The organism is Chryseobacterium electrogenes (genome assembly GCF_053553015.1).
In genome coordinates this window covers 2,383,188-2,398,776 of record NZ_JBNPPB010000002.1, presented here as the reverse complement: position 1 = coordinate 2,398,776, position 15,589 = coordinate 2,383,188, and the positions used below count along the sequence as shown (strand labels likewise).

At 34.1% G+C, this 15,589-nt stretch carries 16 protein-coding genes; 6 read left to right on the top strand and 10 right to left on the bottom strand.

The features are described 5' to 3' along the window. Nucleotides 1-63 precede the first annotated feature (63 nt). A complete protein-coding gene (scpA, locus tag ACQQ6V_RS11040) occupies nucleotides 64-2,181 on the top strand; it encodes a methylmalonyl-CoA mutase (RefSeq protein WP_448845576.1) in 2,118 nt (705 codons plus the stop codon). An 83-nt stretch (nucleotides 2,182-2,264) separates the two neighbouring features. Here scpA and ACQQ6V_RS11035 read toward each other — a convergent pair whose 3' ends face one another. Beyond that, nucleotides 2,265-2,564: a c-type cytochrome gene (locus tag ACQQ6V_RS11035; protein ID WP_448845575.1), complete on the bottom strand. Its 300-nt coding sequence runs from the start codon at nucleotides 2,562-2,564 to the stop codon at nucleotides 2,265-2,267. Between the two features lie 93 nt (nucleotides 2,565-2,657). On the opposite strand from ACQQ6V_RS11035, the gene meaB reads away from it, so the two are divergent. Next, nucleotides 2,658-3,659: a methylmalonyl Co-A mutase-associated GTPase MeaB gene (gene meaB, locus ACQQ6V_RS11030; protein WP_448845574.1), complete on the top strand. Its 1,002-nt coding sequence runs from the start codon at nucleotides 2,658-2,660 to the stop codon at nucleotides 3,657-3,659. On the opposite strand, the gene ACQQ6V_RS11025 is transcribed toward meaB, so the two are convergent. Then, nucleotides 3,643-4,179 (bottom strand): DUF4251 domain-containing protein, encoded by a 537-nt coding sequence (locus ACQQ6V_RS11025; protein WP_448845573.1) that lies wholly within the window; start codon nucleotides 4,177-4,179, stop codon nucleotides 3,643-3,645. The two genes, meaB and ACQQ6V_RS11025, sit on opposite strands and share 17 nt — an antisense overlap. 121 nt (nucleotides 4,180-4,300) lie before the next feature. Between ACQQ6V_RS11025 and ACQQ6V_RS11020 the strand changes: the two genes are divergently transcribed. Then, on the top strand, nucleotides 4,301-5,101 hold the full coding sequence (locus ACQQ6V_RS11020; RefSeq protein ID WP_448845572.1) for a M48 family metallopeptidase: 801 nt from the start codon (nucleotides 4,301-4,303) through the stop codon (nucleotides 5,099-5,101). A 69-nt stretch (nucleotides 5,102-5,170) separates the two neighbouring features. Beyond that, complete coding sequence (locus ACQQ6V_RS11015; RefSeq protein WP_448845571.1) at nucleotides 5,171-5,461, top strand: hypothetical protein; 291 nt, start codon at nucleotides 5,171-5,173, stop codon at nucleotides 5,459-5,461. A gap of 62 nt (nucleotides 5,462-5,523) precedes the next feature. Here the strand turns inward: ACQQ6V_RS11015 and ACQQ6V_RS11010 are convergent, their stop codons facing one another. The 8 genes from ACQQ6V_RS11010 to ACQQ6V_RS10975 all read right to left on the bottom strand — a co-directional run bounded on the left by ACQQ6V_RS11010 (nucleotide 5,524) and on the right by ACQQ6V_RS10975 (nucleotide 13,471). Beyond that, entirely contained in the window at nucleotides 5,524-6,150 is a 627-nt protein-coding gene (locus tag ACQQ6V_RS11010; RefSeq protein WP_448845570.1) for an outer membrane beta-barrel protein, read from the bottom strand. A gap of 13 nt (nucleotides 6,151-6,163) precedes the next feature. Continuing rightward, the gene (locus ACQQ6V_RS11005; RefSeq protein ID WP_448845569.1) at nucleotides 6,164-6,943 is read right to left on the bottom strand and encodes an ABC transporter ATP-binding protein; all 780 of its coding nucleotides are present in this window, start codon (nucleotides 6,941-6,943) and stop codon (nucleotides 6,164-6,166) included. After that, the gene (locus tag ACQQ6V_RS11000) at nucleotides 6,943-7,695 is read right to left on the bottom strand and encodes an MlaE family ABC transporter permease (RefSeq protein WP_448845568.1); all 753 of its coding nucleotides are present in this window, start codon (nucleotides 7,693-7,695) and stop codon (nucleotides 6,943-6,945) included. Before ACQQ6V_RS11000 ends, ACQQ6V_RS11005 begins: the two co-directional genes overlap by 1 nt. Before the next feature lie 38 nt (nucleotides 7,696-7,733). Continuing rightward, nucleotides 7,734-9,101 carry an exopolysaccharide biosynthesis polyprenyl glycosylphosphotransferase gene (locus ACQQ6V_RS10995; RefSeq protein WP_448845567.1) on the bottom strand — a complete coding sequence of 456 codons (1,368 nt, stop codon included), beginning with the start codon at nucleotides 9,099-9,101 and terminating at the stop codon, nucleotides 7,734-7,736. Between the two features lie 35 nt (nucleotides 9,102-9,136). Continuing rightward, the gene (locus ACQQ6V_RS10990) at nucleotides 9,137-9,766 is read right to left on the bottom strand and encodes a 7-carboxy-7-deazaguanine synthase QueE (RefSeq protein ID WP_448846200.1); all 630 of its coding nucleotides are present in this window, start codon (nucleotides 9,764-9,766) and stop codon (nucleotides 9,137-9,139) included. Between the two features lie 6 nt (nucleotides 9,767-9,772). Further along, nucleotides 9,773-10,657: a bifunctional 5,10-methylenetetrahydrofolate dehydrogenase/5,10-methenyltetrahydrofolate cyclohydrolase gene (locus ACQQ6V_RS10985; RefSeq protein ID WP_448845566.1), complete on the bottom strand. Its 885-nt coding sequence runs from the start codon at nucleotides 10,655-10,657 to the stop codon at nucleotides 9,773-9,775. 114 nt (nucleotides 10,658-10,771) lie between these two features. Next, nucleotides 10,772-12,415, bottom strand: coding sequence for a glucose-6-phosphate isomerase (gene pgi, locus ACQQ6V_RS10980; protein ID WP_448845565.1), 1,644 nt, complete (start codon nucleotides 12,413-12,415; stop codon nucleotides 10,772-10,774). 153 nt (nucleotides 12,416-12,568) lie between these two features. Further along, a complete protein-coding gene (locus ACQQ6V_RS10975; RefSeq protein ID WP_448845564.1) occupies nucleotides 12,569-13,471 on the bottom strand; it encodes a DUF4349 domain-containing protein in 903 nt (300 codons plus the stop codon). 224 nt (nucleotides 13,472-13,695) lie between these two features. Here ACQQ6V_RS10975 and ACQQ6V_RS10970 point away from each other — a divergent pair, with 224 nt between their 5' ends. Both ACQQ6V_RS10970 and msrB read left to right on the top strand, forming a co-directional pair. Beyond that, nucleotides 13,696-15,051: an acyl-CoA dehydrogenase family protein gene (locus tag ACQQ6V_RS10970; protein WP_448845563.1), complete on the top strand. Its 1,356-nt coding sequence runs from the start codon at nucleotides 13,696-13,698 to the stop codon at nucleotides 15,049-15,051. Nucleotides 15,052-15,068: 17 nt separating this feature from the next. Beyond that, a complete protein-coding gene (msrB, locus tag ACQQ6V_RS10965; RefSeq protein WP_448845562.1) occupies nucleotides 15,069-15,578 on the top strand; it encodes a peptide-methionine (R)-S-oxide reductase MsrB in 510 nt (169 codons plus the stop codon). The last annotated feature ends 11 nt before the right edge of the window (nucleotides 15,579-15,589 follow it).

Here is a 15,589-nt window from a genome sequence, read left to right as displayed (position 1 = left end):
AATAGCTTTAACAAATATTATTTCTTTTAAAAAGCTTATTTTTACGATGATAAATCCTTAACAATGCGAAAGTTAATTATAGCGCAGAAGCCTGATTTCAAAATAAATTATTCTGAAAATGAAATTTATCATTTTGATAAAGACGGACTGCCTTTAAAATCTTCATATTCATCTAATGATGCTAGTGAGCTAAAATCTAAGTATTTCTCTGCCGGAATTGTACCTTATCTCAGAGGTCCATATTCTACAATGTATGTACAGAAACCTTGGACAATTAGACAATATGCAGGATTTTCTACCGCCGAAGAATCTAATGCTTTCTACAGAAGAAATCTTGCTGCAGGACAGAAAGGTTTGTCGGTAGCTTTTGATTTGGCAACGCACAGAGGTTATGATTCTGATCATCCAAGAGTAGTTGGTGATGTCGGTAAAGCCGGTGTAGCAATAGATTCTGTGGAGGATATGAAGATATTATTTGACCAGATTCCGTTGGATCAGATTTCTGTTTCTATGACGATGAATGGTGCTGTTTTACCAATTTTGTCATTTTACATCGTTGCAGCAGAAGAGCAGGGCGTTACACAAGATTTGTTATCAGGAACAATCCAGAATGATATTCTTAAGGAGTTTATGGTGCGTAATACCTATATCTATCCACCAACACCATCAATGAAAATCATCGCCGATATCTTCGAATATACGGCAAGAAATATCCCCAAATTTAATTCTATTTCTATATCTGGCTATCACATGCAAGAAGCTGGAGCAACACCTGTTTTAGAAATGGCTTATACCTTGGCAGATGGTTTAGAGTATGTTAAAACCGGTATAAAAGCAGGTATGAACATCGATGATTTTGCACCGCGTTTGTCATTCTTTTGGGCAATTGGGATGAATCATTTTATGGAAATCGCCAAGATGCGTGCCGCACGATATATTTGGGCGAATTTGCTAACGCAATTCAATCCTCAGAATCAGAAAACATTAGCCTTAAGAACACACTCGCAGACATCAGGATGGAGTCTTACAGAGCAAGAACCTTTCAATAATATTACAAGAACAGCTATAGAGGCTTTGTCTTCGGCTTTAGGTGGGACTCAATCTTTGCATACCAACGCACTGGATGAGGCTATCGCTTTGCCAACAGATTATTCTGCCAAAATTGCAAGAAATACACAGATTATTCTGCAACAAGAAAGCGGTATTTGTAATGTCGTAGATCCTATGGGTGGTTCTAATCTCGTAGAAGCGCTTACACAGCAGATGATAGATGAGGCCATGCGATATATTGACGAAGTAGAGAAGGAGGGCGGTATGACCAAAGCCATCGAAGCGGGTATTCCTAAGATGAGAATTGAAGAAGCTGCAGCTATCAAACAAGCTAAAATTGACAGTGGAGAAGAGTTTATTATTGGGGTTAATAGCTTTAAATCTCAGCTAAAACAAGATGAAATAGAGATTCTAGATATTGATAACTCTATCGTTAGACAAAAACAAATTGATAGACTCAATCATATTAAGGCAACTCGTGATAATGATTTGGTTGAAGATAGCTTAAATCAAATCCGAGAATCTGCTAAAACAGGACAAGGAAATCTATTGGCGCTTTGCATACAAGCCGCACGTCGTCGTGTAACTTTAGGCGAAATGTCAGATGCCATGGAAGAAAGCTTTGGACGATATAGAGCTAATATTAAAACTATTTCTGGTGTATATGCTATGAATGCTACAAAAAACGAATACTTTGAAAAAGCGATTGCTTTAGCACAAAAATTTGAGGATGAAGAGGGTAGAAGACCTCGTATTATGGTGGCAAAAATGGGACAAGATGGTCATGATCGTGGTGCAAAAGTTGTAGCAACGGCCTTTGCAGACATGGGATTTGATGTCGATGTAGCGCCTTTATTTCAGACACCAGAAGAAGTTGCCAAGCAGGCGGTAGAGAATGATATTCATATTTTGGGTGTATCATCTTTAGCAGCTGGTCATAAGACCTTGGTACCTCAGGTTGTAGAAGAGCTTAAAAAACTAGGTGCAGACGATATTACAATTGTTGTGGGAGGTGTTATTCCGCAACAGGATTATGAATTTTTGTATGCCAATGGTGCAGATCATATTTTCGGACCAGGGACTAATTTACCAAAATGTGCTGTAGAAATATTAGATAAAATGTTGTTGTAAATTATGATAGAGTGACTAAAAACAAAAACGCGCTTGTCAAATAATGAGTTGCGCGTTTCTTATAAAAATTGTGATTGGTCGGGTTATTTTTTTGCATTCGAGCTTACATAAGCAAGAACCCAATTTTTTTCTTCGTCAGTTAACTTCGCTTTTGGAGCCATTCTATCCATAATTGCTTGCCATTCTTTTGCGGAAAAATCAGTTATTGTAGGTAAATCATGACATTTTCCGCATCTTGCGCTGTATAATTCTGCGCCGGTTGCTAGTTGTTCTTTAGAAACACCAAGATTATTAACCTTAGCCGCATTTTTACTTGTAGATTGTGACGTACAAGAATATACTAATGCAAGAACAAAAGCGGTTGTGAATAGGTATTTTTTCATTAATTTTGAACATTGATGTTATTTCAAAAGTAAACATTAAAACCCAGTTTTACAGCGGTTTTATTTAATTTATAAACATTCCAAATTCTGAAAATGAACGTTGATATATCCATAGAAACTTTAGTTAACGGTATAAGATCGGGAGATAAAAGGCTTCTGGGAAAAGCAATTACTTTGGTAGAAAGCAAAAAACCAGAGCATAGAGAAAAAGCAGAATTACTCCTAAAAACAATCATGCCTTTTACAGGGAAATCTCTGAGAATAGGAATAACGGGCGTGCCTGGTGCTGGTAAATCAACGTTTATAGAAAGCTTTGGACAATTGGCTATCAAGAATAATCATAGAGTTGCTGTATTGGCAATAGATCCAAGTTCTACAAGAAATAAAGGCAGTATTCTGGGTGATAAAACAAGGATGGAAGACTTAGCAAAAGAAGCTAATGCTTTTATCAGGCCAAGTCCAAGTTCTGGATTTTTAGGCGGTGTTGCCAATGCTACTTTTGAGACCATGTTAATTTGCGAAGCAGCTGGTTACGATTATATATTAATAGAAACTGTTGGAGTAGGACAAAGCGAAGTGCTGGTAGCTGATATTTCCGATGTTTTTTTATTTTTGAAGATCATTGGAGGTGGTGATGAGTTACAGGGTATTAAACGCGGAATTATGGAGATGGTAGATCTTATCTTTATTAATAAAGTCAATAGCGAAAATCTTCAAAAAGCTAAGAATACAAAATTAGAATTAAACCGAGCTCTGCAGTTTTTGCCTTCTAAAGAAGCTAATTGGAAAGTACCTGTATTATTGGGATCAGCATTAGAACGTGAGGGTCTAGAAGCTATTTACGATAAGATTAATAGTTTTGTTGATCTGAAAAAGAGTAGTGGTAGATTTTCTGAAGTCCGACAGCAACAAGCAGAAAAAAGATTTCAGTATTGGGTACAGACTTACATTCTGGAGCAAGCAAAGAAGGATCAGAATCTAGATGATGCCTTTAATTTACATAAAAAAAATGCTTCAGATTTATTGGCTAATCCAAGTTCTGAAGCACGAGATTTTGTGAAAAAATTACTTAGTAATTCTAATCAATCTTTCTAAATTCTGAGATATAACCATCATAACTTATAGGTTGTCTATCATTAGCATTGATTGATAAAAACGCACTTCCATTTTTATAAATTTCTAGAATATAAGTTGGCTTATTGTATTGATCGTTAGCTGTAATCTTATATATCCACTTGCCTTTGCTACCCTGAGATTTAGTAAAAGTTGCATCTTTTGAGGCAAAAGTAAAGCCTGCTTTATCATTATTACCATACGATGATGGATTGTATAATCTGCCAAAATAGGGTAGTGCAGAGTTCATTTCGTTGTTTTTTATTTGAAATCCATAACCTTCGTCCAAGTTGGTAACTCTAGAAGCGCCGCCACCGCCAGGCATACTATTTAGGACATTAATGACATCCATATTGTTAACCATTGCCTTTTTTGCATGAAAGCTAAACTCTGATTTTTCTACTAACTGATTAACAGTATCTGTACTTAGATAATTCTGTGTTGTACAAGCAGTCATTGTAAAAAGAAAAATGCTCGATAGGATATATATATAATTTTTCATAAGTTTTTAATTTAACTTTATACAACAAATTTAGTGCTAATAATGATTAGATAATTACGATATTTGGAATAATAATTGTTTTAAGGAAATTATAAAAGTATTAAAAACTTATAATAAGAAAATGAAATTAACAAAATATGCAGTAGTAAGCTTATTAGGCCTTGTAATGATAAGCTGTGTTACCAATCCAGTAACAGGAAGATCATCGGTGCAGATAGCTAATAACTCTGAGATTTCTTCAATGGCAGCTCAAGAATATAAGACTACACTTTCTAAATCTAAAGTAATTGTAGGAACTGCTGATGCCAACCGAGTGAAAAATGTTGGAAATAGAATAAAAATGGCTGCCGAAAAATACTATGCAAGCATCGGTAGAGAAGCAGATCTGGCTAATTATAGTTGGGAATTTAATCTGATACAAGAAAATCAACTTAACGCGTGGTGTATGCCAGGCGGTAAAGTTGCAGTATATACGGGCATTTTGCCAATAACTAAAGATGATGATGGTCTAGCAGTTGTAATGGGACATGAGGTTTCTCACGCATTAGCAGGTCATGGTAATGAGAGAATTTCTCAAGCGATGTTGGCACAATATGGAGGATCACTTCTAGGTACTGTAGGTAATTCTCAATTATTAAATGTTATTAAAGATGTCTATCCTTATGCATCACAAGGAGTACTTTTAAAATACGGACGTAATCAAGAGTTAGAAGCAGACCAGATGGGGCTTTATCTTATGGCAATTGCAGGATATAATCCACAGACAGCGCCAAGCTTCTGGCAACGCATGCAAGCGGCGTCTACAGGTAACAGAACACCAGAATTTTTGTCTACGCACCCCAATCCAGAAAACAGAATTGCAGATATAGAAAAAGCAATGCCAAAAGCATTAGAATTTTATAGAGCATCTGGTAAAAAATAAATGTAAGATACATTATTTTCCTTTTTTTGAAATGTTAATAGCTAAGAAAAATTAAAATTTTATAATAACATGAAAAGTTTAACTTTTGTAGGATTTCTTTTATTTGGGATTGGTGCTTTATTGTTTTATATGAATAACAAAGCAATAGATCTTAATTCTATCTATGGGATGCTTTGTGGTATCGGTATAGGATTAATTTCTGGAGGTATTGTTGGCTATGTCAGCAAAGGTTCTGCCATAAAAAGAGAAGAAAAACAAGCCGCCTTTAAGCAACTAGAAAAAGAGAAAAAAGCTTACGAAAAACAACAAGCTTTATTAGCATCAAAAGGAGAAAGTTATAATAACGATCAACAAGGATAAACAAAAAATCTGAACTTTATAAAAGTTCAGATTTTTTTTATTTCTATTAATTAATTTTTACTCTAGAAGTTATAACCTACACCTAGAATAAAGAAGCTAGGTCTGTTGTCATATCTTACTTCTGTGCCAGAAACATAATTGATAAATTTTCTTTCGTCTTTAGAAAAAGCACCTTCATATCTAGCATTTACTACAAAATTAGAAATAGTTGCATTAGCACCTAATTGGTAACCTGCTGTAAAGTTTTTACTTGAATTTTCTTTAAAATCATTGAAGGTATTATCCTTAGATAGATTATAAGAGAAAACTGGGCCTACAAAAGCACTTAGTGTTTTTCCTAGTATGTTGGTCCCAACCATTACAGGAACGTCAATTCTATTATTTTTAGCTTCTAATTCTACTTTACTATTAGCATCCGTAATTTCTAATGTGTTCTTAATAGATGTGTAATAGATCTCAGGCATAACAAAAACTGAAGTTACTGGTAAATCTATCTTAGCAGAAAAACCAACGTTAAAACCAGTATTGCTTTTCCCTGAACTTTCCCATGCATTGTTGGCAGTACTCTTAATATCACTCCATTTTGCAGATGATGTGTTAAAAAGTAAGTTAGCTCTCATCCCAAATTGTACTTGAGAAAAAGCTGTTATACTTGCGAACATTACTAAAGAACTTATTAATTTTTTCATATTATAATCTTTTTTACGTTAAACTTTTTTGATCCTTCTCTAGCATAAATTGTCTTAATTGCTTAAAGAGCTGTGATGAATAAACGAAATCTATTAGGTTTTTATTTTGAGCCGTTGATAATTGGTCTTTATTTCCTTCCCATTCTTTAACACCCAAGCGGAGATATAATATTTTTTCTCCAATGGTCATTACAGAGTTCATATCATGGGTATTGATAATCGTTGTAGTATTATATTCTTTAGTAATCTCCATCAATAGATCATCTATCACATTAGAAGTATAAGGATCTAGTCCAGAGTTAGGCTCGTCACAGAAGAGATATTTAGGATTATTAACAATAGCGCGGGCTATTGCAACACGCTTTTGCATACCTCCAGAGATTTCTGAAGGAAATTTTTTATTGGCATTTTCTAGATTAACACGCCCTATTACTTCAAAAACTTTTCTTTTTTTCTCTCTAAAAGTAAGATTAGTAAACATGTCTAGAGGAAACTGAATATTTTCTTCGACGGTCATAGAATCAAATAAAGCACTCCCTTGGAAAACAGTTCCAATTTCTGTTCTTAGGCTTTGTTTGTCTTCTCGGGACATATTGACAATATTTCTTTCATCAAATAAAATGGCACCAGCTGTGGGCTCATAAACATTTAATAAGCTCTTAAGGAATACCGTTTTTCCTGATCCACTTTGCCCAATTATCAAATTGACTTTACCTGTCTCGAAGGTTGTAGAAATACCCTTTAAGACTTCCGTACCGTCAAAACTCTTTTTTAAGTCTTTTACCTCAATCATTAGCTTAGTAGCATTTGGGTTAATAATAAATCACAAATAATGACAGATACAATAGTCCATACGACCGCTTGTGTGCTGGCACGTCCTACTTCTAAAGAACCACCTTTTACATTGTATCCAAAATAAGCAGGTATTGTTGCTATTAATACTGCAAATACAGCCGTTTTTAAGAATGCATACCAAATAAAAAATGATGGCATAAACATTTGGATTCCTGTGATATAGTCCGCTTTTGACCAGTTATCTGTAACAATACCAGCTACATAACCTCCAAAAATCCCTACAAAAATACTTATGGCAATTAATATTGGATTAAAGATAACGCTGGCAATAACTTTGGGCATAATAAGAAAACTAGGAGAGTTAACTCCCATAATATCCAGAGCATCTATCTGCTCTGTTACGCGCATTGTGCCAATACTAGAGGCTATATAAGAGCCTACTTTTCCTGCAAGAACTACCGAAATAATAGTAGGAGAAAATTCTAATATCAATACTACTTTTGTAGCGTAACCAATGAAAGATAAAGGAATTGGAAAACTAGAAGCTGAAAAGTTATTAAACATCTGTATCGCAACAACAGCACCTACAAAGAAAGAGGTGAACAATACTAATCCAAACGAATTAACGCCAAGGTCATAAATCTCCCTCATGAGAAGCTTCATAAAGACCTGTATTTTTTGCGGTTTTTGAAACACTTTACTCATCAGAATAAAGTATTCTCCTGTCGCTTTTAAAAATCTTTTTAACATTCTGCTAAATTAATCTATTTTATTTTTACAAAAAGAGATTATCTTGCTTTTTTGTCGCCAACAATTACTAAGAAAATTGTTTTCAGGATAATTACAATATCCAAACTAGTTGACCAATTTTTGACATAGAAATTATCAGCAAGAATTCTTTTTTTCATCCCGAGATCCATATTGCCCTCATCTCCACGAAGTCCATTTACTTGTGCAAGACCAGTAATGCCAGGTTTTACCATACTTCTAATGCTATATCTACTGATTTTTGGTTTGTAATAATCATCTACTTTTAGCATATGAGGTCTTGGGCCTACAATAGACATATCTCCTAAGAATACATTCATAAACTGAGGAAATTCGTCTATGCTAGATTTACGTAGAAACTTTCCTAAGTTAGTAATTCTTTTATCATTTACTTCAGTAGTTTTAGATGTACAATCGTCATTAACCACCATTGTCCGGAATTTATAACAATTAAAAACTTCGTCATGATAGCCATATCTTTTTTGTAGAAAAAATACGGGGCCTTTGCTGTCTAATCTTATAAGCAAGGCAATAATTGGAAATAACCAACTGCATATCCCAACTAAAACAATTACAGAAAAGAGAAAGTCAAAGCTTCTCTTTATAATAGAATTAGTGTAAAAACCTAGAGGATATTTAGCTTGAGATAATATAGGTAAAGCTTCTATATAATTAAGATCATACTCGAAAAAGTTATTTTGAACCATGTTAGGCACAATTGATATTTTAACTTTATGAATTTCAGTTTCTATAAAAATTTGTTTTTCTAAATCTATATTAATACAACTTTCCGAAGGCATATAAAGTGTATGTATGCCATTCTTTTTCCAAAAATTAACCAATTCTGATATTACAATCTCTTGATGCGGATAATCAAAAATTTTATATCCATAATCTTTTCTTTGATTAAGAATATTTTGTAAAATATCAATAGAGACACTTCTCCCAATAAACATAACGTTTCTATGATTTTTACCTAAAGTTCTTATATACTTTAATAAAAAGAAAATAAAACTCTTTATTGGGATAAGCACCAGAATCATCATGGTTGCTAGGTAGAAACGTTCTGTTTTCAGAAAGTCATTATTGCTAACTTTTCCCAATAAGATGACACCAATAAAGAAAATGAAAATATGGGTAAAAATTCTTTCGATATAAATGGTAAATGTTAGATTTCTCGGGATATGATATAGCTTGGTCCTACCGCTTAACAAAAGCCAAAATAGCGACAGTAAGCCTATTGATAAAAGATTTTGTTCTACAATATAACTATCATATTTAACATCAAAGTTTCGATAATAAAAAACCAAAAATACAGATGATACCATGATAGTATCAAGTGTTACTGCGAGACTTTTAAAATATCGAGAATATCGAAGTTTTTGCATACCGTTTAATTAAATTAAACGTAAAGTTAATTATTTTAAGGAATATTCAAATATTTATGTGTTTGTACTGACGCTTGCCATCTAGGATTGTCTAAAATGTAATCTGTGATTTTAGGATACATTTCATCTCGCTTGCTCCATTCTGACTGCATGTAAAGCTTACAATTTTCAGAAACTCTGGATGCTTGCTCCTCAGCAAATTTAAAATCATTATTATTAAATATAATGGTTTTCAGTTCATTAGCCTTTTTATAAATTTCGTCTAAAGGAAGACCAGTTTTTTTAGGTGATAATGTGATCCAATCTAGATGTCCAGACATTGGGTAAGCGCCAGAAGTTTCTATGTGAACGGTACATCCTAATTCTTTTAATTTTGAAGTTAAGATTTCTAGATTCCACATAAGAGGTTCTCCTCCAGTTAGTACAACGGTTTTACAATAGCTTGCAGCAGTTTCTGCAATAGTTTCTGCATTCATTAAAGGATGAAGTGTAGGATCCCAACTTTCTTTAACATCACACCAATGACAACCGACATCACAACCGCCAAGACGGATGAAATAAGCGGCTTTGCCAGTATGTGCACCTTCTCCTTGTAAAGTGTAAAAATGCTCCATGACAGGGAGCATTTTACCATCTTTTAATAAAATATCTTCTTCTTTATTCATTTTCATTTAGTCGTTATAGACTGATGTTTTGTAGGCGATGAGCGTATTTTTCATCAGCATGGCTCTGGTCATTGGTCCTACACCACCTGGTACGGGTGTTATCCAACTAGCCTTCTCTGTACAACTATCAAAATCTACGTCGCCAGCAAGATGATAACCTTTTTCTGTGTTATCGTCTACTCTTGTGATACCAACGTCGATAATAACAGCACCTTTTTTAATCATGTCACCTTTTAAAAAATGTGGATCTCCCAATGCTGTGATAACGATATCTGCCTGTTTTGTATATTCTTCTATATGTTCTGTATAAGAGTGCGTAAGGGTTACTGTAGAGTTACCAGGGAAATCTTTTCTTCCCATTAAGATACTCATTGGTTTTCCTACAATACGACTTCTTCCTATGATGACACAGTTTTTTCCTTTAGTCTCGATATTGTATCGTTCTAAAAGTGTTAAAATCCCAAACGGTGTGGCTGGTAAAAATGTATCCATCTCTAACGCCATTTTCCCGAAGTTTTCTGGATGAAAACCATCGACATCTTTTCTTGGATCAATTGCCATAATGATTTTCTCTTGATCAATCTGCTTTGGCAAAGGTAACTGAACAATAAAACCATCAATCTGCTTGGATCTGTTAAGCTCATCAATTTTTTCTAACAATTCTGCCTCAGATACTGTGGCCGGAAATTTTACTAATGATGAGGTAAAGCCAACTTCTTCGCAGTCTTTTACTTTACTGTTGACGTAGGCTTTACTAGCGCCGTTATTCCCTACTAAGATAGCAACCAGATGTGGTGCTCTTCTCTTGGAGGAAAGGATTTTTGTTACTTCTTCTTTGATTTCTAATTTTACCTCTTTAGAAACCTTGAGTCCGTCTAAGATCTGTGCCATTTTTCTTTCTTTTTACTTTTTTATTAGATTGCCGAAATCAAAAGTTAGATTTTAGATAAAAGAGCTTACTTTCATGATCACTCGATTATCATCAGATTCTTTTGATTGATATTTTTACTTATTCCCTTTATAATAATTGATTAATCCATTAGTGGAAGAATCGTGTGATGTAATATTATTGTTATTTTCTAACTCAGGTAAAATTTTATTAGCTAAAACTTTTCCTAATTCTACACCAAATTGATCAAAGCTAAAGACATTCCAGATGACGCCTTGTACAAAAATTTTGTTCTCATATAGTGCAATTAATTGACCTAAAGAAAAAGGTGTTAATTCCTTAATTAATAAAGAATTAGTTGGGGTATTACCATGGAAAACTTTATAATTGGTTAATCTCTCTATGGTATCTTCTGACTTACCTTCCGATGTTAATTCGGTGATAACTTCTTCTTCTGTTTTTCCGAATGCTAAAGCTTCTGTCTGTGCAAAAAAGTTAGCCAACAATTTTGGTTGATGATCAGATACTGCATTACAAGATTTGGCGTAAGCAATAAAATCAGCTGGGATTAACTCAGTTCCTTGATGGATTAATTGATAAAAAGCGTGTTGTCCATTAGTGCCTGGTTCTCCCCAGATAATTGGTCCAGTTTCGTACTCTACAAAGTCACCATTTCTGTCCACACATTTGCCATTACTTTCCATATCACCTTGTTGCAGATAAGCTGCAAAACGTTCTAGATATTGAGAATAAGGTAAAATAGCATAAGATGTTGCTGCATAAAAATTACGGTACCAAATGCCAAGCAATGCCATAAGAACAGGTACGTTTTCTGCAAAATCTGCCGTTTGGAAATGAATATCAGTCTCGTGAGCTCCTTTTAATAATTGCTCAAAATTATCGTATCCAACTGCCAATACAATGCTTAATCCAATCGCGCTCCATAGAGAATAACGACCGCCAACCCAATCCCAGAATTCGAAAATATTATCTTCTGCAATCCCGAAGTTTTTCACAGCTTCTACATTGGTAGATAACGCCACAAAATGCTTTGCAACATCTTCTTGACTGGCTCCAGATTGTAAAAACCAATCCTTCGCAGATAGTGCGTTGGTCATGGTTTCTTGTGTGGTAAAAGTTTTAGAAGCAATAATAAATAATGTTGTTTCTGGATTAAGATTTTTAACCACTTCAGCAATATGATTGCCATCAACATTAGACACAAAATGAACATCTAATCTTGTCTTAAAATGCTTAAGCGCCGACACGACCATTACTGGCCCAAGGTCAGAACCACCAATGCCGATATTAACAACATCAGTAATCTCTTTTCCGCTAAAGCCTTTGTGAGAGCCAGAAATAAGCTTTTCAGAAAAGGTCTTCATATGATTAAGAACTTTTCTGATCTGAGGTTTTATATTGTCGCCATCTACTAAAATTTCTTTATCAGAAAAATCACGCAATGCCGTATGAAGAACAGCTCTGTTTTCGGTTTCGTTGATTTTATCACCAGAAAACATCTTCTCAATAGCATCCTTTAACTCACATTCTTCGGCAAGATTAATTAGTAATTCTTTGGTTTTTGCATCGATTAAATTTTTAGAATAATCAAAAAGATAATCAGGTCTTTGGATAGAAAACTCTGCAAAACGATTAGGATTATATTGAAACAAGCTTCGCATTTCGAAATCGTTTTGAGAAAAGTGCTCGTCCAAAGCCTTCCAAGCCTTGGTTTGTAATGGATTTATTCTAGATAGCATGTTTCTTATAGTTTAAGCTACAAATTTAAGGAAAATAGATGGATGAAAGAGATGCTTTTTGATATGAGTTTTTGATAATTATTTTATAAAAAATGTTAAAAAAACCTTCACAAATACTTTGCAAAGGTTGATATTTATAATGATTTAGATTTTTTATTTTGAAGATTTAGAATGATTGAAATTTAACTTTTTTCGTTTGAAAATGTATAAAACTAGGCTACTAATTAATACTATTGGCCAAATAGAAATGAAGAAAACAATAATTTCTTTAATAAGGTAAAAGCCTTCTACCAAAGCATTTTTGACCTCGAAAAAAAAGTTACTTTTATACTTGTTATCGATGTTTTTGATATTGGTAATTGGGATTTCTGCAACACTTGTTTTTGGTTCTTTTATAGAAATATCTACAGTGCTGTATTTTAGCTGATCGGTGAGGTTAATGTCCGATATTTTCTGTTGATTAGCGAGATCCATGTTGGTGTCGGCAAGATTTACTTTGTCTTTTGTGGCTTTGAGCTGAGCAATATTTTCGCTAGTTTTTTCTAATCTTTTTTGGTCTAATTCAGCCATTTTTATGTTAGCAGTGACGTCAGAAGCAGTGATTACTCTGGCGTTAAGAAATAGTTTTTTATCATTAATAATAGTCAAAAACTCACCTAATTTTTCGGTTGGGACTCTCACTTGCATTTGGTTTTCATTTTGATATTTTCTAACCAAAACTGCGGACTCGTCTGAGGTATTATACGTGTTTTCTGATAAAGTATGTGCGACCAATCGGCTGTTAGTGACAAATCCACCGAGTTCCTTCAGACTTTTTTCAATAGAAATTGTAGCGTCATAGACATTTTTGACTTCCATATCGACTTCGGCTGTTTTTACAAATTTTTTACCTTCGATTTCTTGATTTGCCGCAATAGATACACTGTCCGTTGTTATCATTTTTTCTTCAGAAATAGAAGATGAAGACGCATAATCATTAGATTCGCCTTTTTTACAAGCAATTAGGCTAAAACTAATTAAGGTAAAGCCAGTTAGTGTTTTTAGTATTGATTTCATAATTGATATTTTTAGTTATTTCAAATCTCAAAATAAAATGAATCTAAGTTTTGTAATCTCCTTGTGATATCTTTGTAAAGATTGTTTTACAATTTTAAATTAATGAAAATCAATTGTTTGTAAATTTTGTTTAATGGTTTTATATATAAATTGTAATGATTAATCTTTTTTCACATTTAGGAATAATCTTTGTAGTTTTTATCTAACACCAAAAAAATACAATTATGTCAACATTTTCTAAATTCAGGAATATAGTAGAACTTTTTAAAAATATTGATTTCGAACAACTTAGTGCAATCTCTCAAAAAGTAGATTTGCCTAAGTTAATGAGCGGATTCTCTAAGTTGGATGATAAGCAATTAAGCGGATTAATGAAAATGCTTGATCCCAAAAAAACTAAAAAAGAATTACCTCCAATAGATGGAGATTTTTACGATATCTATCATACTTTATCGCCAGAACACAGAGAAATCCAGCTTAAGGTGAGAGCTTTTATGGAGAAAGAAGTAAAGCCTATTGTCAATAATTATTGGCTTCATGATGAGTTTCCTTTTGAGTTAATCGCTAAGTTTAGAGAGCTCAATATCTGCGGTGTTACCTATGAAGGCTATGGTTGTCCCAATTTACCATTCTTGATGGAAGGCATACTTGCGATGGAAATGGCAAGGATTGATGCGTCTATTGCAACATTTTTTGGCGTTCAGTCAGGGCTTGCGATGGGATCTATCTATATGTGTGGCTCAGAAGAACAAAAACAAAAATGGCTACCACCAATGCAGAAATTCGAGAAAATTGGCGCCTTTGGTCTAACTGAGCCAGAAGTAGGATCGGGCGCTGCTGGAGGATTAACCATGACTTGTAAAAAGACAGAAGAAGGTTGGATTCTTAATGGTCAAAAAAAATGGATAGGTAATGCCACTTTTGCAGATGTCATTATCATCTGGGCAAGAAACGTAGAGGATGGTGAAGTCAAAGGTTTTATTGTAGAGAAAGATAATCCAGGATTTTCGGTAGAAAAAATTAAAGGTAAAATGGCGCTAAGAATTGTCCAAAATGGATTAATTACTTTAAAAGATTGTATCGTTACAGAAGAAAATAGATTACAACATGCCAATTCTTTTAAAGACACTTCTAAAGTATTGAGAATGACAAGAGCAGGCGTTGCTTGGATGGCTACAGGTTGCGCTAGAGGCGCTTATGAAAGCGCATTAGATTATACCAGAACGAGAGAACAATTTGGGAAACCTATTGCTTCTTTCCAGATGATACAAGGTCATCTTGTGGAGATGTTATCCAATCTAACGGCAATGCAAACCATGGTTTTCCGATTGTCAGAGATGCAGGATGAAGGTATATTAAAAGATGAACATGCGTCTTTGGCTAAAGTTTTTTGTACCTTAAGAACGCGTGATATTGTCTCTAGAGCGAGAGAAGTTATGGGTGGAAATGGTATTTTATTAGAATATGATGTTGCACGATTTGTAGCCGATGCAGAGGCCATTTATTCTTATGAAGGGACTAAAGAGATTAACTCTTTAATTGTTGGACGATCTATCACAGGATTCAGTGCTTTTGTGTAATTTTGAATTTTAAAAAAATGAAATTTCTGATTTCAATATTCTCAATTTTTATACTGCAACAATGTTCGCAGGTGCAACAACCTATTAAAAAAGAAAAAATGGAAGAGCATACCAATCCTTACTATTCTAGGACAGATAAAACTAAATTGACCGTTTCTAATGAAGAATGGAAAAAAATATTAGCACCAGATCTTTATGCAGTCGCTAGAGAAGCGGCGACAGAAAGAGCTTTTACTGGGAAATATAATGAGTACGACGAGATTGGAGAGTATTATTGTGCGGTCTGTGGTAATCATCTTTTTAGATCAAGTTCTAAGTTTGCAAGTTCTTGCGGGTGGCCAAGTTTTTTTGAAGCTGATAAAGAAGGTGTCATCTACAAGCGAGATTCTTCTTACGGAATGGAGAGAATTGAGGTTCTCTGCAAACGTTGTGATTCTCATTTAGGTCATGTTTTTAATGACGGACCGCCGCCAACAGGCACAAGATATTGCATGAACTCTGTTAGCTTAGAGTTTCAAAAAGATTAAAAATTAGTACT

What these genes read in the sequence shown, in the direction of transcription:
- scpA (WP_448845576.1), top strand. Translation starts at nt 64, where the DNA reads ATGCGAAAGTTAATTATAGCGCAGAAGCCTGATTTCAAAATAAATTAT.
- ACQQ6V_RS11035 (WP_448845575.1), bottom strand. Translation starts at nt 2,564, where the DNA reads ATGAAAAAATACCTATTCACAACCGCTTTTGTTCTTGCATTAGTATAT.
- meaB (WP_448845574.1), top strand. Translation starts at nt 2,658, where the DNA reads ATGAACGTTGATATATCCATAGAAACTTTAGTTAACGGTATAAGATCG.
- ACQQ6V_RS11025 (WP_448845573.1), bottom strand. Translation starts at nt 4,179, where the DNA reads ATGAAAAATTATATATATATCCTATCGAGCATTTTTCTTTTTACAATG.
- ACQQ6V_RS11020 (WP_448845572.1), top strand. Translation starts at nt 4,301, where the DNA reads ATGAAATTAACAAAATATGCAGTAGTAAGCTTATTAGGCCTTGTAATG.
- ACQQ6V_RS11015 (WP_448845571.1), top strand. Translation starts at nt 5,171, where the DNA reads ATGAAAAGTTTAACTTTTGTAGGATTTCTTTTATTTGGGATTGGTGCT.
- ACQQ6V_RS11010 (WP_448845570.1), bottom strand. Translation starts at nt 6,150, where the DNA reads ATGAAAAAATTAATAAGTTCTTTAGTAATGTTCGCAAGTATAACAGCT.
- ACQQ6V_RS11005 (WP_448845569.1), bottom strand. Translation starts at nt 6,943, where the DNA reads ATGATTGAGGTAAAAGACTTAAAAAAGAGTTTTGACGGTACGGAAGTC.
- ACQQ6V_RS11000 (WP_448845568.1), bottom strand. Translation starts at nt 7,695, where the DNA reads ATGTTAAAAAGATTTTTAAAAGCGACAGGAGAATACTTTATTCTGATG.
- ACQQ6V_RS10995 (WP_448845567.1), bottom strand. Translation starts at nt 9,101, where the DNA reads ATGCAAAAACTTCGATATTCTCGATATTTTAAAAGTCTCGCAGTAACA.
- ACQQ6V_RS10990 (WP_448846200.1), bottom strand. Translation starts at nt 9,766, where the DNA reads ATGAATAAAGAAGAAGATATTTTATTAAAAGATGGTAAAATGCTCCCT.
- ACQQ6V_RS10985 (WP_448845566.1), bottom strand. Translation starts at nt 10,657, where the DNA reads ATGGCACAGATCTTAGACGGACTCAAGGTTTCTAAAGAGGTAAAATTA.
- pgi (WP_448845565.1), bottom strand. Translation starts at nt 12,415, where the DNA reads ATGCTATCTAGAATAAATCCATTACAAACCAAGGCTTGGAAGGCTTTG.
- ACQQ6V_RS10975 (WP_448845564.1), bottom strand. Translation starts at nt 13,471, where the DNA reads ATGAAATCAATACTAAAAACACTAACTGGCTTTACCTTAATTAGTTTT.
- ACQQ6V_RS10970 (WP_448845563.1), top strand. Translation starts at nt 13,696, where the DNA reads ATGTCAACATTTTCTAAATTCAGGAATATAGTAGAACTTTTTAAAAAT.
- msrB (WP_448845562.1), top strand. Translation starts at nt 15,069, where the DNA reads ATGAAATTTCTGATTTCAATATTCTCAATTTTTATACTGCAACAATGT.